Origin of the sequence: Pseudomonas sp. AA-38, from assembly GCF_029457475.1 — a bacterium.
Taxonomy (GTDB): domain Bacteria; phylum Pseudomonadota; class Gammaproteobacteria; order Pseudomonadales; family Pseudomonadaceae; genus Aquipseudomonas.
In genome coordinates this window covers 4,853,497-4,869,252 of record NZ_CP120359.1, presented here as the reverse complement: position 1 = coordinate 4,869,252, position 15,756 = coordinate 4,853,497, and the positions used below count along the sequence as shown (strand labels likewise).

Genomic DNA, 15,756 nt, shown 5'->3' with positions numbered 1-15,756 from the left:
TTCCAGCGCCGCTGGGCGGCTGCAATGCAAGCGGGGCGTGTGCCAGAACCTCGTCATCAACGGCTATCTGCCTGAGCGAAAAGCGCTTTTTCAGTTATCGATGGCGTCGATTTTCACTATCCCGTTCTGTCCCTTTTGCCGTTTCGAGGCGTGCAGGAACATGAGCCCCGTAGCCAGTTAGCCACCCCTCTCAAGGAGAACCACCATGAAAAAGCAAATCCTCGCCAGCCTCTTCGTTGCCAGCCTGTCCGCCAGTGCTTTCGCCCTGCCACAGATCACCGTCGAGCAGTCCAGCGCTCCCGTCGTGGCCGAAGATGGTGCTGATCGCGTCGGCCCGAACCGCGTAGCCGCCGATGGCGCTGACCGTGTAGGTGTCAATCGTGTCGCCGAAGGCGGTGCCGAACGTACCCTGGAGCGCTTTCGCGTAGCCGAAGACGGTGCTGATCGCGTTGGCCCGAACCGCGTAGCCGCCGATGGCGCTGACCGTGTAGGTGTCAATCGTGTCGCCGAAGGCGGTGCCGAACGTACCCTGGAGCGCTTTCGCGTAGCCGAAGACGGTGCCGGTCGCGTTGGCCCGAACCGTGTTGCTGCCGATGGCGCTGACCGTGTAGGCGTCAACCGTGTTGCCGCAGACGGCGCCGATCGCGTGGGTGCCAGCCGCATCAGCTGATTCGATCATCCATCACGCGGGAGCCGTCTGATGCCGCATTGCAGTTAGAAAGGGCGCTGTGAATCAGCGCCCTTTTTCGTTCACGCACTTTCCACACAATCTCCACGCTGGCCCCATACGCCGCCCACCGTCGCTGCCCAGACTCTGCCGTACCTTAAATCGCTACGGAGAGCCGTGCCATGAGCCGTACCCTGGGTTTCAAACTGGGCGCCATCGCCCTGCTGATGCTGTTGTTGCTGATCCCTTTGCTGATGATCGATGGCCTGGTGGACGAACGCCAGGGCCTGCGCCATCAGGTGCTGCAGGACATCGCCCGCAGTTCCAGCTACCGCCAGCAGATCACCGGGCCGATCCTGGTGCTGCCTTACGTCAAGACCACCCATATCTGGAAGACCCGCGAGCAGACCGGCGAGCGCTATGCGCAGGAGCGCCAGCAACATGGCCAACTCTACTTCCTGCCGGAGCGCTTCGAGCTCGACGGCCAGGTCAGCACAGAGCTGCGCGCCCGTGGCATCTACGAGGCGCGTCTGTATCACAGTGATAGCCAGATCCGTGGTCAATTCCGCCTGCCAGCGCGGTTCGGCCTGGGCGATGACCTGGGCTTCTACAGCTTCGGGACGCCCTTCCTGGCGGTGGGTATCAGCGATATCCGTGGCATCAGCAACGACCTCAAACTGCGCCTCAATGGCCAGACCCTGAGTTTCGCCCCAGGCACCCATGACAGCCGCTTCGGCGATGGCGTGCACGCGCCGCTGCCGGCGCTGGACAACCAGGGTGGGCAGGTGCTGGACTTTGCCTTCGATCTCAAGCTGCAGGGCACCGAGCAGCTCAATGTGGTGCCGGTGGGGCGCGACAGCCATGTCAGCCTGAAGTCCGACTGGCCGCACCCGAGCTTCGTCGGCGAATACCTGCCGAGCCGTCGCGAGATCACCGCCCAGGGCTTTTCCGCCGAATGGCAGACCAGCTTCTTCGCCACCAACCTCGAGGAGACGCTGCGTGGCTGTGAAGGCCAGAGCCTGTGCCAAGGCCTGTTCCAACGCAGCTTCGGGGTGAGTTTCGTCGACCCGGTGGATCAGTACCTGAAGACCGACCGCGCGATCAAATACGCGCTGCTGTTCATCGCCCTGACCTTCGCCACCTTCTTTCTCTTCGAGGTGCTCAAGCGCCTGGCCGTACACCCGGTGCAATACGCCCTGGTCGGCCTGTCACTGGCGCTGTTCTACCTGCTGCTGTTGTCGCTCTCCGAGCACCTGCCGTTCGCCCTGGCCTATGGCTTGTCGGCGGGGGCCTGCGTCGGCCTGATCGGTTTCTACGTCAGCTTCGTGCTGCAGAGCTGGCAGCGTGGTCTCGGTTTCGCCGCGCTGCTGGCGGCACTGTACGGGATGCTCTTCGGCCTGCTCAGCGCCGAGGACTACGCCCTGCTGATGGGCTCGCTGCTGGTGTTCGGTGTGCTCGGCAGCGTGATGGTGCTGACCCGCAGGCTGGACTGGTATGGCGTTGGCCGCAGCGCTTGATGAGCAAGGGCGCGGCAAGGGCCGCGCCCCATTTCCGGAGGTGATCCCATGCGACTTCTCATGCAGTTTTCCGCGTGCCTGGGCCTTGGCCTGGTGGTGGCGATGATGATCCTGATTGGCCTGATGTTCTTCGGCTGGTTCAGCCTGATCGATGGTCTGCTGCTGACCGGCAAACCGCTGGCCAGTCTGAGCCTGACGGTGTTGCCGGAAGGTTTCTGGAACGGCCTGACCGGCCTGCACGATGCTGCCAACAACAGCACGTTGCATTCCTTCCTGGCGCTGTGCGCCGCGCTGGGCCAGGTCGGCCTGCTGCTGGCGCTGGGCTTCATGCGCCTGTGGTATCGGCCATGAGCGGGCATATCGGCTTGCGTGAGGAGGCGCGTGCCGGGCACCTGCTGGCGCGGCGTATCACCCGGTTGTTTCGCGATGCCCGTCATGGGCAGTGGTCGGTTGGCGGCGTAGACTCGCGGCACATTGAACGGGAGTGCTTCAAGGATGAACAAGAGACTACTCATTGCCCTTGGCGGTTTGCTGCTGGCGAGCCTGGCGCAGGCCGATGACTGTCGGCAGCAACTGCCGACCTGGATCGAAACGGCCCATCCGGGTCATGGGGCTGGTCAGGCGCTGGAGGACGAGCGCGGGCACTACCGGGTGGATGCCGAACGGAGCATCTGCAAGGTATGGCCGGCGCGCCCGCACCTCACGCTGGTGGCGATGCCGTTGATTCGCGCAGAGCATGATGGCTATGGGGAGACGGATCTGGAAGTGCTGGTGCTGGATAACGCCAAGCAGCGCTTCGTGGCGCGTCTGGTCGAGCCTGATAAGTTGGATTGGGATGCGGTTTACGTTGAGGACATGGCGTTCGACACTGCGCCTTATCGGCTGCGTAAGGAGGATATCGCTTTCGGCGTGCGGATATCGCGGAGTGGCAGTTCCCGGCCCAACCCTTTCTATGAAACCCTGCTCAACCTTTACCAGTTGGACGCTCAGCAATTGCGGCCATTGTTGAGGGAGTTACCGGTTAGAAAGGCCTGGGGCGAGTGGGATACCAACTGCGCCGGAGAGTTCGCGGAGACCAGAGGCTTGGTCGTTATCACCGAACGTATAGGTAACAAGGGCTATCGCGACATGCGGTTGAAGAACACCCGTACCGAGCGACGTATGGCCAAGATCGATGACGACTGCCAGGTCGTTGAGGAAAACACCCGTCGTTATGAACTCCCCATCGAATATGGCGAGGAGCACTACCTCTTGCCAATCGAGCTGGTCTCCGACCCGCTCTAAGGTTCATGGCCCGGATGTAATCCGGGGACAGCGCGACAGGCTTTCCCCGGATTGCATCCGGGCTACGAGGTGGCAAGCCAGGTGAACCCTGTTCACCTGGCGTTCGTGATTACAGGCTGACCGAAATCCCCGCCTGCAGCGTGCGCGGTTCGCCCGGGTAGGCCCAGACGTTCCAGGCGCGCTCTTCGTAGTGCTTGTCGAACAGGTTGTTCAGGTTGAGGTTGATGCGCACGTTCTCGGTCAGCGGGTAGTAGGCCAGCAGGTCGACCACGCTGTAGCCGTCCATGTCGAAGGTGTTGTTGCTGGTCTGACCCTGACGCTCGCTGACGTACTTGAGGCCAACACCCAGGCCCAGGCCGGCCAGGCTGCCGCTGTCGAACTCGTAGGTGTCGAGCAGGTTGAAGCTGTGCCGCGGCACGTTGCCCAGGCGTGAGCCCACCGGCATGGTGGCGCTGGTGCTTTCGGTGACCTCGGCGTCGACGTAGGCATAGCCGCCGATCACGCGCCACTGCGGGGTGATGTTGCCGGCCAGGTTGATATCGAAACCACGGCTGCGCACTTCGCCAGCCGCGATGCTGCGGGTGCTGTCCAGCGGGTCGCTGGTCAGCACGTTCTCCTTGACGATATGGAACAGGGCAGCGGTGAGGCTGAAGTCGCGGTCGAACATGTCGTACTTGATGCCGACCTCATGAGCGATGCCTTTTTCCGGGTCGAAGGCATTGCCGGAGCGATCCGCGCCACGGTTGGGCTTGAACGAGCGCGAGGTGTTGGCGAATACCGCCAGCTCGTCGGTGAGGTCATAGATCAGGCCGAAGCGCGGTGTCACGGCGTTATGTGCCTGATCCCAGTCGCCGTTGGGGTTGAGCTTGTCCACGTAACTTTGCTCGAAGCGCTCGATGCGTGCACCCACCTGGGCCTTGAGACGTTCGGTGAGGGCGATCTGATCCTGCAGGTAGAAGGCGTAGGACTTCAGCGTCTCGGCGTCATGCGTGGTGGTGCGGGTCAGCGGCGGCAGCGGCTGGCCATGCACCGGGTTGTACAGGTCGATGGGGTAAGCGCCAAGGCCGTCCGAGCGACGGATCAGCGAGTTGTAGTTGAACTTGTCGTACTCCACGCCCACCAGCAGGGTATGGGCGAAGCCGGCAAGGTCGAAGTTGCCTTCGGCGTTGGCCTGGACGTTGACGTCGTTCCAGTTCAGCCAGCGCTCGTTGTAGTTGCGCCCGACGGTGCTGCTGCCTGCTACCAAGCCGGTATAGGCGTTGCTGTTGTTCTCCACGGCGCCGCCGTAGATCTCGCCATCGAGGTACTGCACACCGCCGCGCAGCGTCCAGCTATCGTTGAGCAGGTGCTCGATGCGCAGTTGCGTGGTGGCGTTCTCGTTGGTCAGCTTGCCGGCTGCTTTTTCGCCGAGGAAGCGATCACGCGGCAGCTTGCCGTCCTGATTGGAGTAGCGGGTGACGCCACGGTCGAGCGGGTGGCGGTTGTGCAGGTAGTCGCCTTCGAGGGTGATGGCGGTGTCATCGCTGAGCTGCCAGCGCAGCACCGGGGCGACGCTGTAGCGCTCGCTCTCGACGTCGTCGCGGAAGCTGTCGGCGCCTTCGGCTGCCAGGTTCAGGCGATAGGTGAAGGCGGCCTGCTCGTCCAGCGCGCCGGTGGTGTCCAGCGTGCCGCGACGCAGGCCCTGGGTGTTGACCTGGCTGCCCAGCACGGTACGGCGCTCGGCCTGCGGCTGCTTGGTGACGATATTGAAGGTACCGCCGGGGTCGCTACGACCATAGAGCATGGCCGCCGGGCCACGCAGCACTTCGATGCGCTCGATGGTATTGGCGTCGGGCATGTTGGGGTAGCCGCGGTTGACGGCGAAACCGTTGCGGTAGAACTCCTGGCTGTTGAAGCCGCGGATGAGGAATTCGGTCAGGCCCTGGCCGCCAAAGTTGTTGCCACGCTCCACTCCGCCAGCGTAGTCGAGGGCATCTTCCAGGCGTACCGCACCGATGTCTTCGGCCACCTGCGCCGGAACCACGCTGATCGACTGAGGGATATCGTGGATCGGCGTGTCGGTACGGGTCGCGCTGGCCGAACGGGTGGCGCGGTAGCCAGCCACAGGGCCATCGGCACGCTCGCCAGCGGCATTGATCTGCAGTTCTTCCAGCGCCAGTGGTGCATCGCTACCCGCTGTAGCGGCGAAACTGGAGTGACAGGTAATGGCGGGGAGAGCAAGGAGCGGAACGACCAGGCGACGCATTTGCAGATCCTTGGACAAGGTGGGTGGATTTTGGGCGGCATAGTAGTGTTATGAAGAACTATTATCAATTGTAATCAGGATAATCGACGTCAGGCTGCTACCTGGCGCTGTGTCGTCATGGCGAGGGAGGCTGTGCTGGGGGAGGGAGCGGCTAATACCAATGTCTATCTATTGGCTTTTGCTCAGCTACTGCTAGCTTGAAGGTGTATCAGAATAACAATAACCGGAGGCATCCATGACTACTGATAAAGCAAATGCAGCGGCGTACTGGAAGGCGAATGTACGCTTGATCACCCTGAGCCTGATCGTCTGGGCTCTGGCCTCGTATGGATTCGCCATGATCCTGCGACCCATGCTCGCGGGCATCATGGTTGGCGGAGCCGATCTCGGCTTCTGGTTCGCTCAGCAGGGCTCCATCCTCGTCTTCATCGGGCTCATTTTTCACTACGCGTGGCGAATGAACAAACTCGATAAAGAATTCGGCGTCGAGGAGTAAGCGCTCATGAGCCAATTCGCCATCAACCTGTTGTTCGTCGGGGCGTCCTTTGCGCTCTATATCGGTATCGCCATCTGGGCCCGCGCCGGCTCCACCAAGGAATTCTACGTCGCGGGCGGTGGGGTACACCCGGTCACCAACGGCATGGCCACCGCCGCCGACTGGATGTCCGCCGCGTCCTTCATCTCCATGGCCGGCCTGATTGCCGCTGGCGGTTATGCCAACTCCACCTTCCTCATGGGCTGGACTGGTGGCTACGTGCTGCTGGCCATGCTGCTGGCGCCGTACCTGCGCAAGTTCGGCAAGTTCACCGTACCGGATTTCATCGGCGATCGCTTCTACAGCCGGGGCGCGCGCCTGACGGCGGTGATCTGCCTGGTGATCATCTCCGTCACCTACGTGATCGGGCAGATGGCCGGTGCCGGTGTGGCCTTCTCGCGCTTCCTCGAGGTGAGCAACTCCACGGGTATCTGGATCGCTGCGGCGGTGGTGTTCGCCTACGCCGTGTTCGGCGGCATGAAGGGCATCACCTATACCCAGGTGGCGCAGTACGTGGTGCTGATCATCGCCTACACCATCCCGGCCATCTTCATCTCCCTGCAACTGACCGGCAACCCGATCCCGCCGCTGGGTCTGTTCGGTGATCATGTCGAGTCCGGCGTGCCGCTGCTGCAGAAACTCGATGAGGTGGTGCGTGAGCTGGGCTTCGCGGCCTATACCGCCGATGTCGACAACAAGCTGAATATGGTGCTGTTCACCCTGTCGCTGATGATCGGTACCGCCGGTCTGCCACACGTGATCATCCGCTTCTTCACCGTACCGCGCGTGGCCGATGCTCGCTGGTCCGCCGGCTGGACGCTGATCTTCATCGCCCTGCTGTACCTTACTGCGCCGGCCGTGGCCTCCATGGCACGTCTGAACCTGGTCACCACCATCTATCCGCAAGGCGCTTCTGCCCCGGCGCTGGCGTACGAAGAGCGTCCGGAGTGGGTGAAGACCTGGGAGCAGACCGGCCTGATCCAGTGGCAAGACAAGAACGGCGATGGCCGCATCCAGATGTACAACGATGCCGCCCCGGCCTTCACCGCGACTGCTCAGGAACGCGGCTGGAACGGCAACGAGCTGACCGTCAACAACGACATCCTGGTGCTGGCCAACCCGGAGATCGCCAACCTGCCTGGTTGGGTGGTCGGCCTGATCGCCGCAGGTGCCATCGCGGCGGCGCTGTCCACTGCGGCGGGGCTGTTGTTGGCGATTTCCTCGGCGATCAGTCATGACCTGATCAAGACCTTGATCAATCCGAAGATCAGCGAGAAGAACGAGATGATCGCGGCGCGGTTGTCCATGGCGGCGGCGATCCTGCTGGCCACCTACCTGGGGCTCAACCCGCCTGGCTTCGCCGCGCAGGTGGTGGCGCTGGCCTTCGGGATAGCCGCAGCAACCCTGTTCCCGGTGCTGATGATGGGGATTTTCTCCAAGCGCATGAACGACAAGGGCGCCATCTGCGGCATGGTGGTTGGCCTGGTGGTGACGCTGCTGTACATCTTCACCTACCTGGGCTGGTTCTTCATCCCGGGCACCAACAGCCTGCCGAACACCCCGGATCAGTGGTTCATGGGCATCTCCCCGGCTTCTTTCGGCTCCGTCGGTGCGCTGATCAACTTCGCCGTGGCTTACGCCGTGTCTCGGGTAACCGCCGCACCGCCGCAGCACATCCAGGATCTGGTGGAAAGCGTGCGTACCCCCAAAGGTGCTGGCGTGGCTCTGAGCCACTGAGCATAATCCCGGCCTGACGCCACCAGCAGGGTGGCCAGGGCTTCAGCAGGCGGGCCTCCAGTGGAGGCCCGTCTTCTTTCAGGAACAGTCTTATGTTGTGGACTTTGCTCGCCATCGTGGTAGCGGGGCTCGGCGCTGCCGGTGTGGCTCTGCTGTTGCGCAAACTCACCGGCAACCGATTGCCGAGATGGATCGTTCCGCTGTTCGGCGGCCTCGGCATGTTGGGCTACCAGATCGTCTACGAGTATTCCTGGTTCGAGCACCAGCTTGAGCGCCAGCCGCCCGAATCGGTGGTGGTGGCCAGCGAGGCCGGCCATGTGTTCTGGCGCCCGTGGAGCTACTTCATGCCGATCACCACGGCCTTTACCGTGCTCGATAGCAAGAGCGTGGTGCGCCGCCAGGTAGGTGACGCGCAGGTGGCCGAATTCATGCTCTACCGCTTCGAGAAGCAGCACATCGACCATGTCTCGCACCAGGCCCATCTGCTCAACTGCCAGACGGGTGAACTGCTGCCGCTGGATGCCCAGCAGCAACCTGTACTGGCGCAGCTCAAGCGTATCGGCAAGGACGAGGTGCTCTATCGCCAGGTTTGTCGCTAGAGTTCTCTTGCGCTGACGTGGCGGCATCGGTGCGCACGGCGCACCCTACGGGGGCCTTTCACGCCGGATCTTGCGTAGGGTGCGCTGTGCGCACCACCACGGCGTTCACTCGGGCGCTTTTCCGCGCATCGATAGACCCAGATCAATGCCGGCGTCGTGCCGCTCTCTAGAATCGCCAGCCCCCCAGATTCCCGAGCTTGCGGTCATGCCCCGTTTTCCCGAACTGCTGTCGCCGGCCGGCAGCCTCAAGAACATGCGTTATGCCTTCGCCTACGGCGCCGATGCGGTGTATGCCGGTCAGCCGCGCTACAGCCTGCGGGTGCGCAACAACGAGTTCGATCACGCCAACCTGGCCATCGGCATTGCCGAAGCGCACGCTCAGGGCAAGCAGTTCTACGTGGTGGTCAACATCGCCCCGCACAACGCCAAGCTGAAGACCTTCCTCAAGGATCTCGAGCCAGTGGTGGCGATGGCGCCGAACGCATTGATCATGTCCGATCCCGGCCTGATCATGCTGGTGCGAGAGCACTTTCCGCACATGGCCATCCACCTGTCGGTGCAGGCCAACGCGGTGAACTGGGCCAGTGTCGAGTTCTGGCGGCGCCAGGGGCTGAGCCGGGTGATCCTCTCCCGCGAGCTGGCGCTGGAAGAGATCGAGGAGATTCGCCAGGCAGTGCCCGGCATCGAGCTGGAGGTGTTCGTCCATGGGGCGTTGTGCATGGCCTATTCCGGACGTTGCCTGCTGTCGGGCTACATCAACCGCCGCGACCCCAACCAGGGCACCTGCACCAACGCCTGTCGCTGGCAGTACCAGGCCAGCCCGGCTGCCGAGAACGAAAGCGGCGATATCGTCCAGCTCGTCGAGCCGACCCTGGGCCAGGGTGCGCCCACCGGCCAGGCCTTCCTGCTGGAGGAGGCGAGCCGCCCCGGCGAGCAGATGGCCGCCTTCGAGGACGAGCACGGCACCTACATCATGAACTCCAAGGATCTGCGCGCGGTGCAGCACGTGCCGCGCCTGGTGGCCATGGGCGTGCACTCGCTGAAGATCGAAGGGCGCACCAAGAGCCACTTCTACTGCGCGCGCACCGCCCAGGCCTACCGCCGCGCCATCGACGACGCCGTGGCCGGGCGCCCCTTCGACAGAAGCCTGATGCATGACCTCGAGTCCCTGGCCAACCGTGGTTACACCGAGGGCTTCCTGCGCCGCCACGTGCACGACGAATACCAGAACTACCAGCGCGGCAACTCCCTCGCCGAGCGCCAGCAGTTCGTCGGTGAGCTGACCGGTGAGCGCCGTGGCGAGCTGGCCGAAGTGCTGGTGAAGAACCGCTTCGAGGTGGGCGACGGCATCGAGCTGATGACCCCACAAGGCAATCTGCGCTTCTCGCTCGAATACCTGGAGAACCGTTCCGGCGAGCGCATCGCGGTAGCGCCCGGTGACGGGCATCGGGTGTACCTGCCGGTTGCAGCGGGTGTCGACCTCGGCCATGGGTTGCTGCTGCGCGATCTCTAACCCCCGACCTTGGTCGTAGAGCGCGGCAGGGGAGGGGCGGAAACGCTGGATGGCGCGTGTTAGAGGCGCTGATGTACTACTAAGGTCGTCTGTCGTGCGCCAGGGGCGGATCTAGAGTAGAGCCACCAGCCCCCTCTCGTGAGGATAAGAACAAGATGCACGACGATAGCTACGCGCGGATTCAGGCGAATCCGCATTTCAAGAACCTGGTGGCCAAGCGTGACCGTTTCGCCTGGACGCTGTCGGCGATCATGCTGGGCCTTTATGTGGCCTTCATCCTGTTGATCGCCTTCGATCCGCAACTGCTCGGCACGCGCATCAGCGAAGGCTCGCCCACCACCTGGGGCATCCCGCTGGGTGTGGGCCTGATCCTGTCGGCCTTCGTGCTCACCGGTGTTTACGTCTACCGTGCCAACGGCGAGTTCGACGCGCTGAACAAGGTCATCCTGGATGAGGTGCAGAAATGATCGCCCGTCTTCTCGGCATCTTCGCCCTGCTGCTTATCAGTCCTGCCCTGTGGGCCGCTGGCGCCCTGGAGGGTGAGGTTCAGCGTCAGCCCCTGAACGTTTCAGCCATCACCATGTTCGTCGCCTTCGTCGGCGCCACCCTGTACATCACCTACTGGGCCTCCAAGCGCAGCCAGTCGGCCTCGGATTTCTACACCGCCGGCGGCAGCATCACCGGCTTCCAGAACGGCCTGGCGATTGCCGGCGACTACATGTCGGCGGCGTCCTTCCTGGGCATTTCCGCGCTGGTGTTCAGCAGCGGCTATGACGGCCTGATCTACTCGATCGGCTTCCTGGTCGGCTGGCCGGTGATCCTGTTCCTGATCGCCGAGCGCCTGCGCAACCTCGGCAAGTACACCTTCGCCGACGTCGCTTCCTACCGCCTCAAACAGAAGGAAATCCGCACCCTGTCGGCCAGTGGTTCGCTGGTGGTGGTGGCCTTCTACCTGATCGCGCAGATGGTTGGTGCCGGCAAGCTGATCGAACTGCTGTTCGGCCTCAACTACCACGTGGCCGTCGTGCTGGTGGGCATCCTGATGGTCTGCTACGTGCTGTTCGGCGGCATGCTGGCCACCACCTGGGTGCAGATCATCAAGGCCGTGCTGCTGCTGTCCGGTGCCTCGTTCATGGCGCTGATGGTGATGAAGCACGTCAACTTCGACTTCGCCACGCTGTTCAGCGAAGCGATCAAGGTGCACCCCAAGGGCGAGGCGATCATGAGCCCGGGCGGCCTGGTGAAGGATCCGATCTCGGCCATCTCCCTGGGCCTGGCGCTGATGTTCGGTACCGCTGGCCTGCCGCATATCCTGATGCGCTTCTTCACCGTCGGTGACGCCAAGGAAGCGCGCAAGTCGGTGTTCTTCGCCACCGGTTTCATCGGCTACTTCTACATCCTGACCTTCATCATCGGCTTCGGCGCGATCCTGCTGGTCAGCACCAACCCGGCTTTCAAGGATGCCAGCGGCGCACTGCTGGGCGGCAACAACATGGCCGCGGTGCACCTGGCCAACGCCGTGGGCGGCAGCATCTTCCTCGGCTTCATCTCGGCCGTGGCCTTCGCCACCATCCTCGCGGTGGTCGCCGGCCTGACCCTGGCTGGCGCCTCGGCGGTGTCCCACGACCTGTACGCCAGCGTGATCAAGAAGGGCAAGGCCAACGAGCGTGACGAGCTGCGCGTGTCGAAGATCACCACCGTGGCCCTGGGTGTGCTGGCCATCGGCCTGGGCATCCTGTTCGAGAAGCAGAACATCGCCTTCATGGTGGGCCTGGCCTTCTCCATCGCCGCCAGTTGCAACTTCCCGGTGCTGTTCCTTTCCATGTACTGGAAGAACCTGACCACCCGTGGCGCCATGATCGGCGGCTGGCTGGGCCTGGTCACCGCAGTGACGCTGATGATCCTTGGCCCGACCGTGTGGGTGCAGGTGCTGGGCTTCGAGAAGGCCATCTTCCCCTACGAGTACCCGGCGCTGTTCTCCATGGCCGTGGCCTTCATCGGGGTCTGGTTCTTCTCCATCACCGACAGCTCGGCAGCGGCTGGCGAGGAGCGCGCCCGCTTCCTGCCGCAGTTCGTCCGCTCGCAGACCGGCCTGGGTGCCAGCGGTGCCGTATCGCACTGACGACCCGGTCAGGTGTCAGCAAAAGGGCAATCCTTGGATTGCCCTTTTTCATGCTGGCCTCTCGGCAGCGATGCACGCGCTCCCCAGATGACCAGACAGCCACGGCCTTTGCGGACTAGAATTCGGCGCTCGTCGTTCGTTGCAAGGATTCGTGATGACCACCGTCAACCCGCAGCGCGGGTATCTGCTGGGCCTGACCGCCTACATCATCTGGGGGCTGTTCCCTCTCTACTTCAAGGCCCTGCAGGCCGTTCCGGCATTGGAGATCATCGTTCACCGCGCACTCTGGTCTGCGTTGTTCGGTGCGCTGTTGCTGGCCGTATGGAAGCATCCGGGCTGGTGGCGCGAACTGCGTGAGCATCCCAGGCGCCTGCTGGTGCTGGCCGGGTGCGGCCTGCTGATCGCCAGCAACTGGCTGATCTACGTCTGGGCGGTGAACAACGACCGCATGCTCGAAGCCAGCCTGGGCTACTACATCAACCCGCTGGTCAACGTGCTGCTTGGCTTGCTCATCCTCGGCGAGCGTCTGCGTCGTCTGCAGTGGTTGGCTGTGGGGTTGGCGGCGCTGGGCGTGCTGCAGCAGGTATGGCAGGTGGGCAGCCTGCCCTGGGTGTCGCTGGCGCTGGCGCTGACCTTCGGCTTCTACGGGCTGATTCGCAAGCAGGCGCCGGTGGCGGCCTTGCCTGGATTGGTGGTGGAAACCTGGCTGCTGCTGCCGGTGGCTCTGATCTGGCTGGCCCTGCACCCGGCGGCGATGAGTGGCCAGGCCGGCTTCTGGAGCAGCGGCGAGGTGCTGCTGCTGGCCCTGGCGGGGCCCATCACCCTGATCCCGTTGGTGTGCTTCAACGCCGCTGCGCGGCACCTGCCGTACACCACTCTGGGCTTTCTGCAGTACATCGCCCCGACTCTGGTGATGTTGCAGGCGGTGCTGCTGTTCGGCGAGCGCCTCGATCCGGCCAGGCTGATGGCGTTCGCCTGCATCTGGGCGGGGTTGGTGGTCTATAGCCTGGATATCTGGATTAATTCGCGCCGGCGTGTGGTGGTGTGAATTGCTGGGGGGCTTGGTGGTTTTAGACCGGATTGGCAATACGGTTGTCGTTTTTATGGGGGGCTTGTTCCGAATTGCCGCATTTTTGCTGATGTTTTTGGTTTCGCCCTCCCGGGCGAGTCACTTTTGTAGGGCAAAAGTAACCAAAACCCTCCGCCCGGTCATCCGGCCCTGGCTGCGCCAGGGTTCGTTACTCGCTTCGCTCGCCCTTCGGGCCAGCCTTCGGCTGTTACTCCGCTTCGCTACGTTTCACTCCATCGTCGCTCCAGAGGCCCGCCGCGGTGGGCCATCGCGGCTTTCGCGGCATCCATGCCGCTCAACCTCTTCCACGACGATTCCGTTCGCCCTCCTGGGCGGGCTCTGCACGCGCCTGAACCTCCGGTAACTCTTTGGGACTCTGTCTGCTTGAATATAAGGTCAGCCTAGGGGCTGACCGAAGAGCAACCGCACGAATGAAAGTTTTGGTTTAACTCGACGACCCATATGCGATTTCACAGGCACTAGAACACGCTGAGCAACCTATGGAATGCCCACTCGTTCAGGGCCCGAGGGGGCGAAACCCGGAGTCTCTGAAAACACCGAGGCGGCGTCCAAAACACTCAACGAGCCAACACACAAACTCACCAGTCCGGTGCCAACCAATAAGATGCGAAACCCCCGGCTCGCCTGCCCGGTAGGCGAGCCAGCATGATCAGAACAGGAAATACCGCTGCGCCATCGGCAGCACCTCGGCCGGTTCGCACCAGAGCAACTGGCCATCGGCTTTGACCTGATAGTTCTGCGCATCCACCTCGATATTCGGCAGGTAGCCGTTATGGATCAGGTCGGTCTTCTGCACCTCGCGGCAACCCTTGACCACGCCGATCTTCTTCTGCAGACCGAGCTGCTCGGGCACGCCGGCATCGAACGCCGCCTGGCTGATGAAGGTGATGCTGGTGGCATGGCGGCTGCCGGCGTAGCTGGCGAACATCGGCCGGTAATGCACTGGCTGCGGCGTGGGGATCGAGGCGTTGGCATCGCCCATCAGGCTGGCGGCGATGGCCCCGCCCTTGAGGATCAGCGTCGGCTTCACGCCGAAGAAGGCCGGGCGCCAGAGCACCAGGTCGGCCCACTTGCCCACTTCGATCGAACCCACTTCATGGCTGATGCCATGGGTGATGGCGGGGTTGATGCTGTATTTGGCGATATAGCGCTTGACTCGGAAGTTGTCGTTGCCGGGGGCGTCCTCGGGCAGGGCACCGCGCTGTTTCTTCATCTTGTCGGCGGTCTGCCAGGTGCGGGTGATCACCTCACCGACACGGCCCATGGCCTGGCTGTCGGAGCTGATCATGGAGAAGGCGCCGAGGTCGTGGAGGATATCCTCTGCGGCGATGGTCTCGCGGCGGATACGGCTTTCGGCGAAGGCCACGTCCTCGGCGATGCTCGGGTCGAGGTGGTGGCAGACCATGAGCATGTCTAGGTGCTCGTCGATGGTGTTGCGGGTGAAAGGCCGGGTCGGGTTGGTGGAGCTGGGCAGCACATTCGGGAACCCACACGCCTTGATGATATCCGGGGCATGGCCGCCGCCGGCCCCCTCGGTATGGTAGGTGTGGATGGTGCGGCCCTTGAAGGCGCCGAGGGTGGTTTCGACGAAGCCGGACTCGTTCAGGGTGTCGGTGTGGATCGCCACCTGCACGTCGTACTGGTCGGCGACCGACAGGCAGTTGTCGATGGCCGCCGGGGTGGTGCCCCAGTCCTCGTGCAGCTTGAGGCCGATGGCGCCAGCTTTCACCTGTTCGATCAGGGGCTCGGGCAGCGAGGCGTTGCCCTTGCCGGTGAAGCCCAGGTTCATCGGGAAGGCATCGGCGGCCTGGAGCATGCGCGCCATGTGCCAGGGCCCGGAGGTGCAGGTGGTGGCGTTGGTGCCGGTGGCTGGCCCGGTGCCGCCGCCGATCATGGTGGTCACCCCGCTCATCAGCGCCTCTTCGATCTGCTGCGGGCAGATGAAGTGGATATGGGTGTCGATGCCGCCGGCGGTGAGGATCATGCCCTCGCCGGCGATCACCTCGGTGCTGGCGCCAATCGCAATCGTGACATCAGGCTGGATATCCGGGTTGCCGGCCTTGCCGATGGCTTTGATGCGCCCGTCCTTGAGGCCGACATCGGCCTTGACGATGCCCCAGTGGTCGATGATCAGCGCATTGGTGATCAGGGTATCGACCACCTCGGCGGCGCAGAGTTGACCCTGGCCCATGCCGTCGCGGATCACCTTGCCGCCGCCGAATTTCACTTCTTCGCCATAGGTGGTGAAGTCCTTCTCCACTTCGATCCACAGGTCGGTATCGGCCAGGCGCACCTTGTCGCCGACGGTGGGGCCGAACATGTCGGCGTAGGCTTGGCGGGAAATCTTCATTCCTCGATCCTCGGAAATCGGGCTGCAAGCTACAAGCTGCAAGCCGCAAGTAAAAACGAAAGCCGAGCTGCTCTTGCTTGCAGCTTGAGGCTTGTAG

Annotated in this window: 13 protein-coding genes; 11 read left to right on the top strand and 2 right to left on the bottom strand. The window is 63.1% G+C overall.

Annotated elements, in window-relative coordinates; genetic code table 11:
• Positions 1-205: 205 nt before the first annotated feature.
• The 4 genes from PVE35_RS22345 to PVE35_RS22330 all read left to right on the top strand — a co-directional run bounded on the left by PVE35_RS22345 (position 206) and on the right by PVE35_RS22330 (position 3,468).
• Positions 206-670 carry a phage infection protein gene (locus tag PVE35_RS22345; RefSeq protein WP_277373021.1) on the top strand — a complete coding sequence of 155 codons (465 nt, stop codon included), beginning with the start codon at positions 206-208 and terminating at the stop codon, positions 668-670.
• A gap of 179 nt (positions 671-849) precedes the next feature.
• The gene (creD, locus tag PVE35_RS22340) at positions 850-2,184 is read left to right on the top strand and encodes a cell envelope integrity protein CreD (protein ID WP_277373020.1); all 1,335 of its coding nucleotides are present in this window, start codon (positions 850-852) and stop codon (positions 2,182-2,184) included.
• Positions 2,185-2,232: 48 nt separating this feature from the next.
• Entirely contained in the window at positions 2,233-2,535 is a 303-nt protein-coding gene (locus tag PVE35_RS22335; protein ID WP_277373019.1) for a hypothetical protein, read from the top strand.
• A gap of 144 nt (positions 2,536-2,679) precedes the next feature.
• Positions 2,680-3,468: a hypothetical protein gene (locus tag PVE35_RS22330; protein ID WP_277373018.1), complete on the top strand. Its 789-nt coding sequence runs from the start codon at positions 2,680-2,682 to the stop codon at positions 3,466-3,468.
• Positions 3,469-3,577: 109 nt separating this feature from the next.
• Here the strand turns inward: PVE35_RS22330 and PVE35_RS22325 are convergent, their stop codons facing one another.
• Positions 3,578-5,713: a TonB-dependent siderophore receptor gene (locus PVE35_RS22325; RefSeq protein WP_277373017.1), complete on the bottom strand. Its 2,136-nt coding sequence runs from the start codon at positions 5,711-5,713 to the stop codon at positions 3,578-3,580.
• 235 nt (positions 5,714-5,948) lie between these two features.
• Here PVE35_RS22325 and PVE35_RS22320 point away from each other — a divergent pair, with 235 nt between their 5' ends.
• The 7 genes from PVE35_RS22320 to rarD all read left to right on the top strand — a co-directional run bounded on the left by PVE35_RS22320 (position 5,949) and on the right by rarD (position 13,267).
• Positions 5,949-6,209, top strand: coding sequence for a DUF4212 domain-containing protein (locus tag PVE35_RS22320; RefSeq protein ID WP_268179270.1), 261 nt, complete (start codon positions 5,949-5,951; stop codon positions 6,207-6,209).
• A gap of 6 nt (positions 6,210-6,215) precedes the next feature.
• On the top strand, positions 6,216-7,985 hold the full coding sequence (locus PVE35_RS22315) for a sodium:solute symporter family protein (protein ID WP_277373016.1): 1,770 nt from the start codon (positions 6,216-6,218) through the stop codon (positions 7,983-7,985).
• Positions 7,986-8,077: 92 nt separating this feature from the next.
• On the top strand, positions 8,078-8,584 hold the full coding sequence (locus tag PVE35_RS22310) for a hypothetical protein (RefSeq protein ID WP_277373015.1): 507 nt from the start codon (positions 8,078-8,080) through the stop codon (positions 8,582-8,584).
• Positions 8,585-8,789: 205 nt separating this feature from the next.
• On the top strand, positions 8,790-10,097 hold the full coding sequence (gene yegQ, locus PVE35_RS22305) for a tRNA 5-hydroxyuridine modification protein YegQ (RefSeq protein WP_277373014.1): 1,308 nt from the start codon (positions 8,790-8,792) through the stop codon (positions 10,095-10,097).
• 155 nt (positions 10,098-10,252) lie between these two features.
• Positions 10,253-10,564 carry a DUF485 domain-containing protein gene (locus PVE35_RS22300; RefSeq protein WP_268179266.1) on the top strand — a complete coding sequence of 104 codons (312 nt, stop codon included), beginning with the start codon at positions 10,253-10,255 and terminating at the stop codon, positions 10,562-10,564.
• Complete coding sequence (locus PVE35_RS22295; RefSeq protein WP_268179265.1) at positions 10,561-12,219, top strand: cation acetate symporter; 1,659 nt, start codon at positions 10,561-10,563, stop codon at positions 12,217-12,219. The genes PVE35_RS22300 and PVE35_RS22295 overlap by 4 nt, the downstream gene beginning before the upstream one ends.
• Positions 12,220-12,373: 154 nt before the next feature.
• Positions 12,374-13,267 carry an EamA family transporter RarD gene (gene rarD / locus PVE35_RS22290; RefSeq protein ID WP_277373013.1) on the top strand — a complete coding sequence of 298 codons (894 nt, stop codon included), beginning with the start codon at positions 12,374-12,376 and terminating at the stop codon, positions 13,265-13,267.
• Between the two features lie 691 nt (positions 13,268-13,958).
• Here rarD and ureC read toward each other — a convergent pair.
• Positions 13,959-15,659 carry an urease subunit alpha gene (ureC, locus tag PVE35_RS22285; RefSeq protein ID WP_277373012.1) on the bottom strand — a complete coding sequence of 567 codons (1,701 nt, stop codon included), beginning with the start codon at positions 15,657-15,659 and terminating at the stop codon, positions 13,959-13,961.
• Positions 15,660-15,756 lie beyond the last annotated feature (97 nt).

What these genes read in the sequence shown, in the direction of transcription:
- PVE35_RS22295 (WP_268179265.1), top strand. Translation starts at nt 10,561, where the DNA reads ATGATCGCCCGTCTTCTCGGCATCTTCGCCCTGCTGCTTATCAGTCCT.
- PVE35_RS22300 (WP_268179266.1), top strand. Translation starts at nt 10,253, where the DNA reads ATGCACGACGATAGCTACGCGCGGATTCAGGCGAATCCGCATTTCAAG.
- PVE35_RS22320 (WP_268179270.1), top strand. Translation starts at nt 5,949, where the DNA reads ATGACTACTGATAAAGCAAATGCAGCGGCGTACTGGAAGGCGAATGTA.
- yegQ (WP_277373014.1), top strand. Translation starts at nt 8,790, where the DNA reads ATGCCCCGTTTTCCCGAACTGCTGTCGCCGGCCGGCAGCCTCAAGAAC.
- PVE35_RS22325 (WP_277373017.1), bottom strand. Translation starts at nt 5,713, where the DNA reads ATGCGTCGCCTGGTCGTTCCGCTCCTTGCTCTCCCCGCCATTACCTGT.
- PVE35_RS22315 (WP_277373016.1), top strand. Translation starts at nt 6,216, where the DNA reads ATGAGCCAATTCGCCATCAACCTGTTGTTCGTCGGGGCGTCCTTTGCG.
- rarD (WP_277373013.1), top strand. Translation starts at nt 12,374, where the DNA reads ATGACCACCGTCAACCCGCAGCGCGGGTATCTGCTGGGCCTGACCGCC.
- PVE35_RS22310 (WP_277373015.1), top strand. Translation starts at nt 8,078, where the DNA reads ATGTTGTGGACTTTGCTCGCCATCGTGGTAGCGGGGCTCGGCGCTGCC.
- PVE35_RS22330 (WP_277373018.1), top strand. Translation starts at nt 2,680, where the DNA reads ATGAACAAGAGACTACTCATTGCCCTTGGCGGTTTGCTGCTGGCGAGC.
- PVE35_RS22345 (WP_277373021.1), top strand. Translation starts at nt 206, where the DNA reads ATGAAAAAGCAAATCCTCGCCAGCCTCTTCGTTGCCAGCCTGTCCGCC.
- ureC (WP_277373012.1), bottom strand. Translation starts at nt 15,659, where the DNA reads ATGAAGATTTCCCGCCAAGCCTACGCCGACATGTTCGGCCCCACCGTC.
- PVE35_RS22335 (WP_277373019.1), top strand. Translation starts at nt 2,233, where the DNA reads ATGCGACTTCTCATGCAGTTTTCCGCGTGCCTGGGCCTTGGCCTGGTG.
- creD (WP_277373020.1), top strand. Translation starts at nt 850, where the DNA reads ATGAGCCGTACCCTGGGTTTCAAACTGGGCGCCATCGCCCTGCTGATG.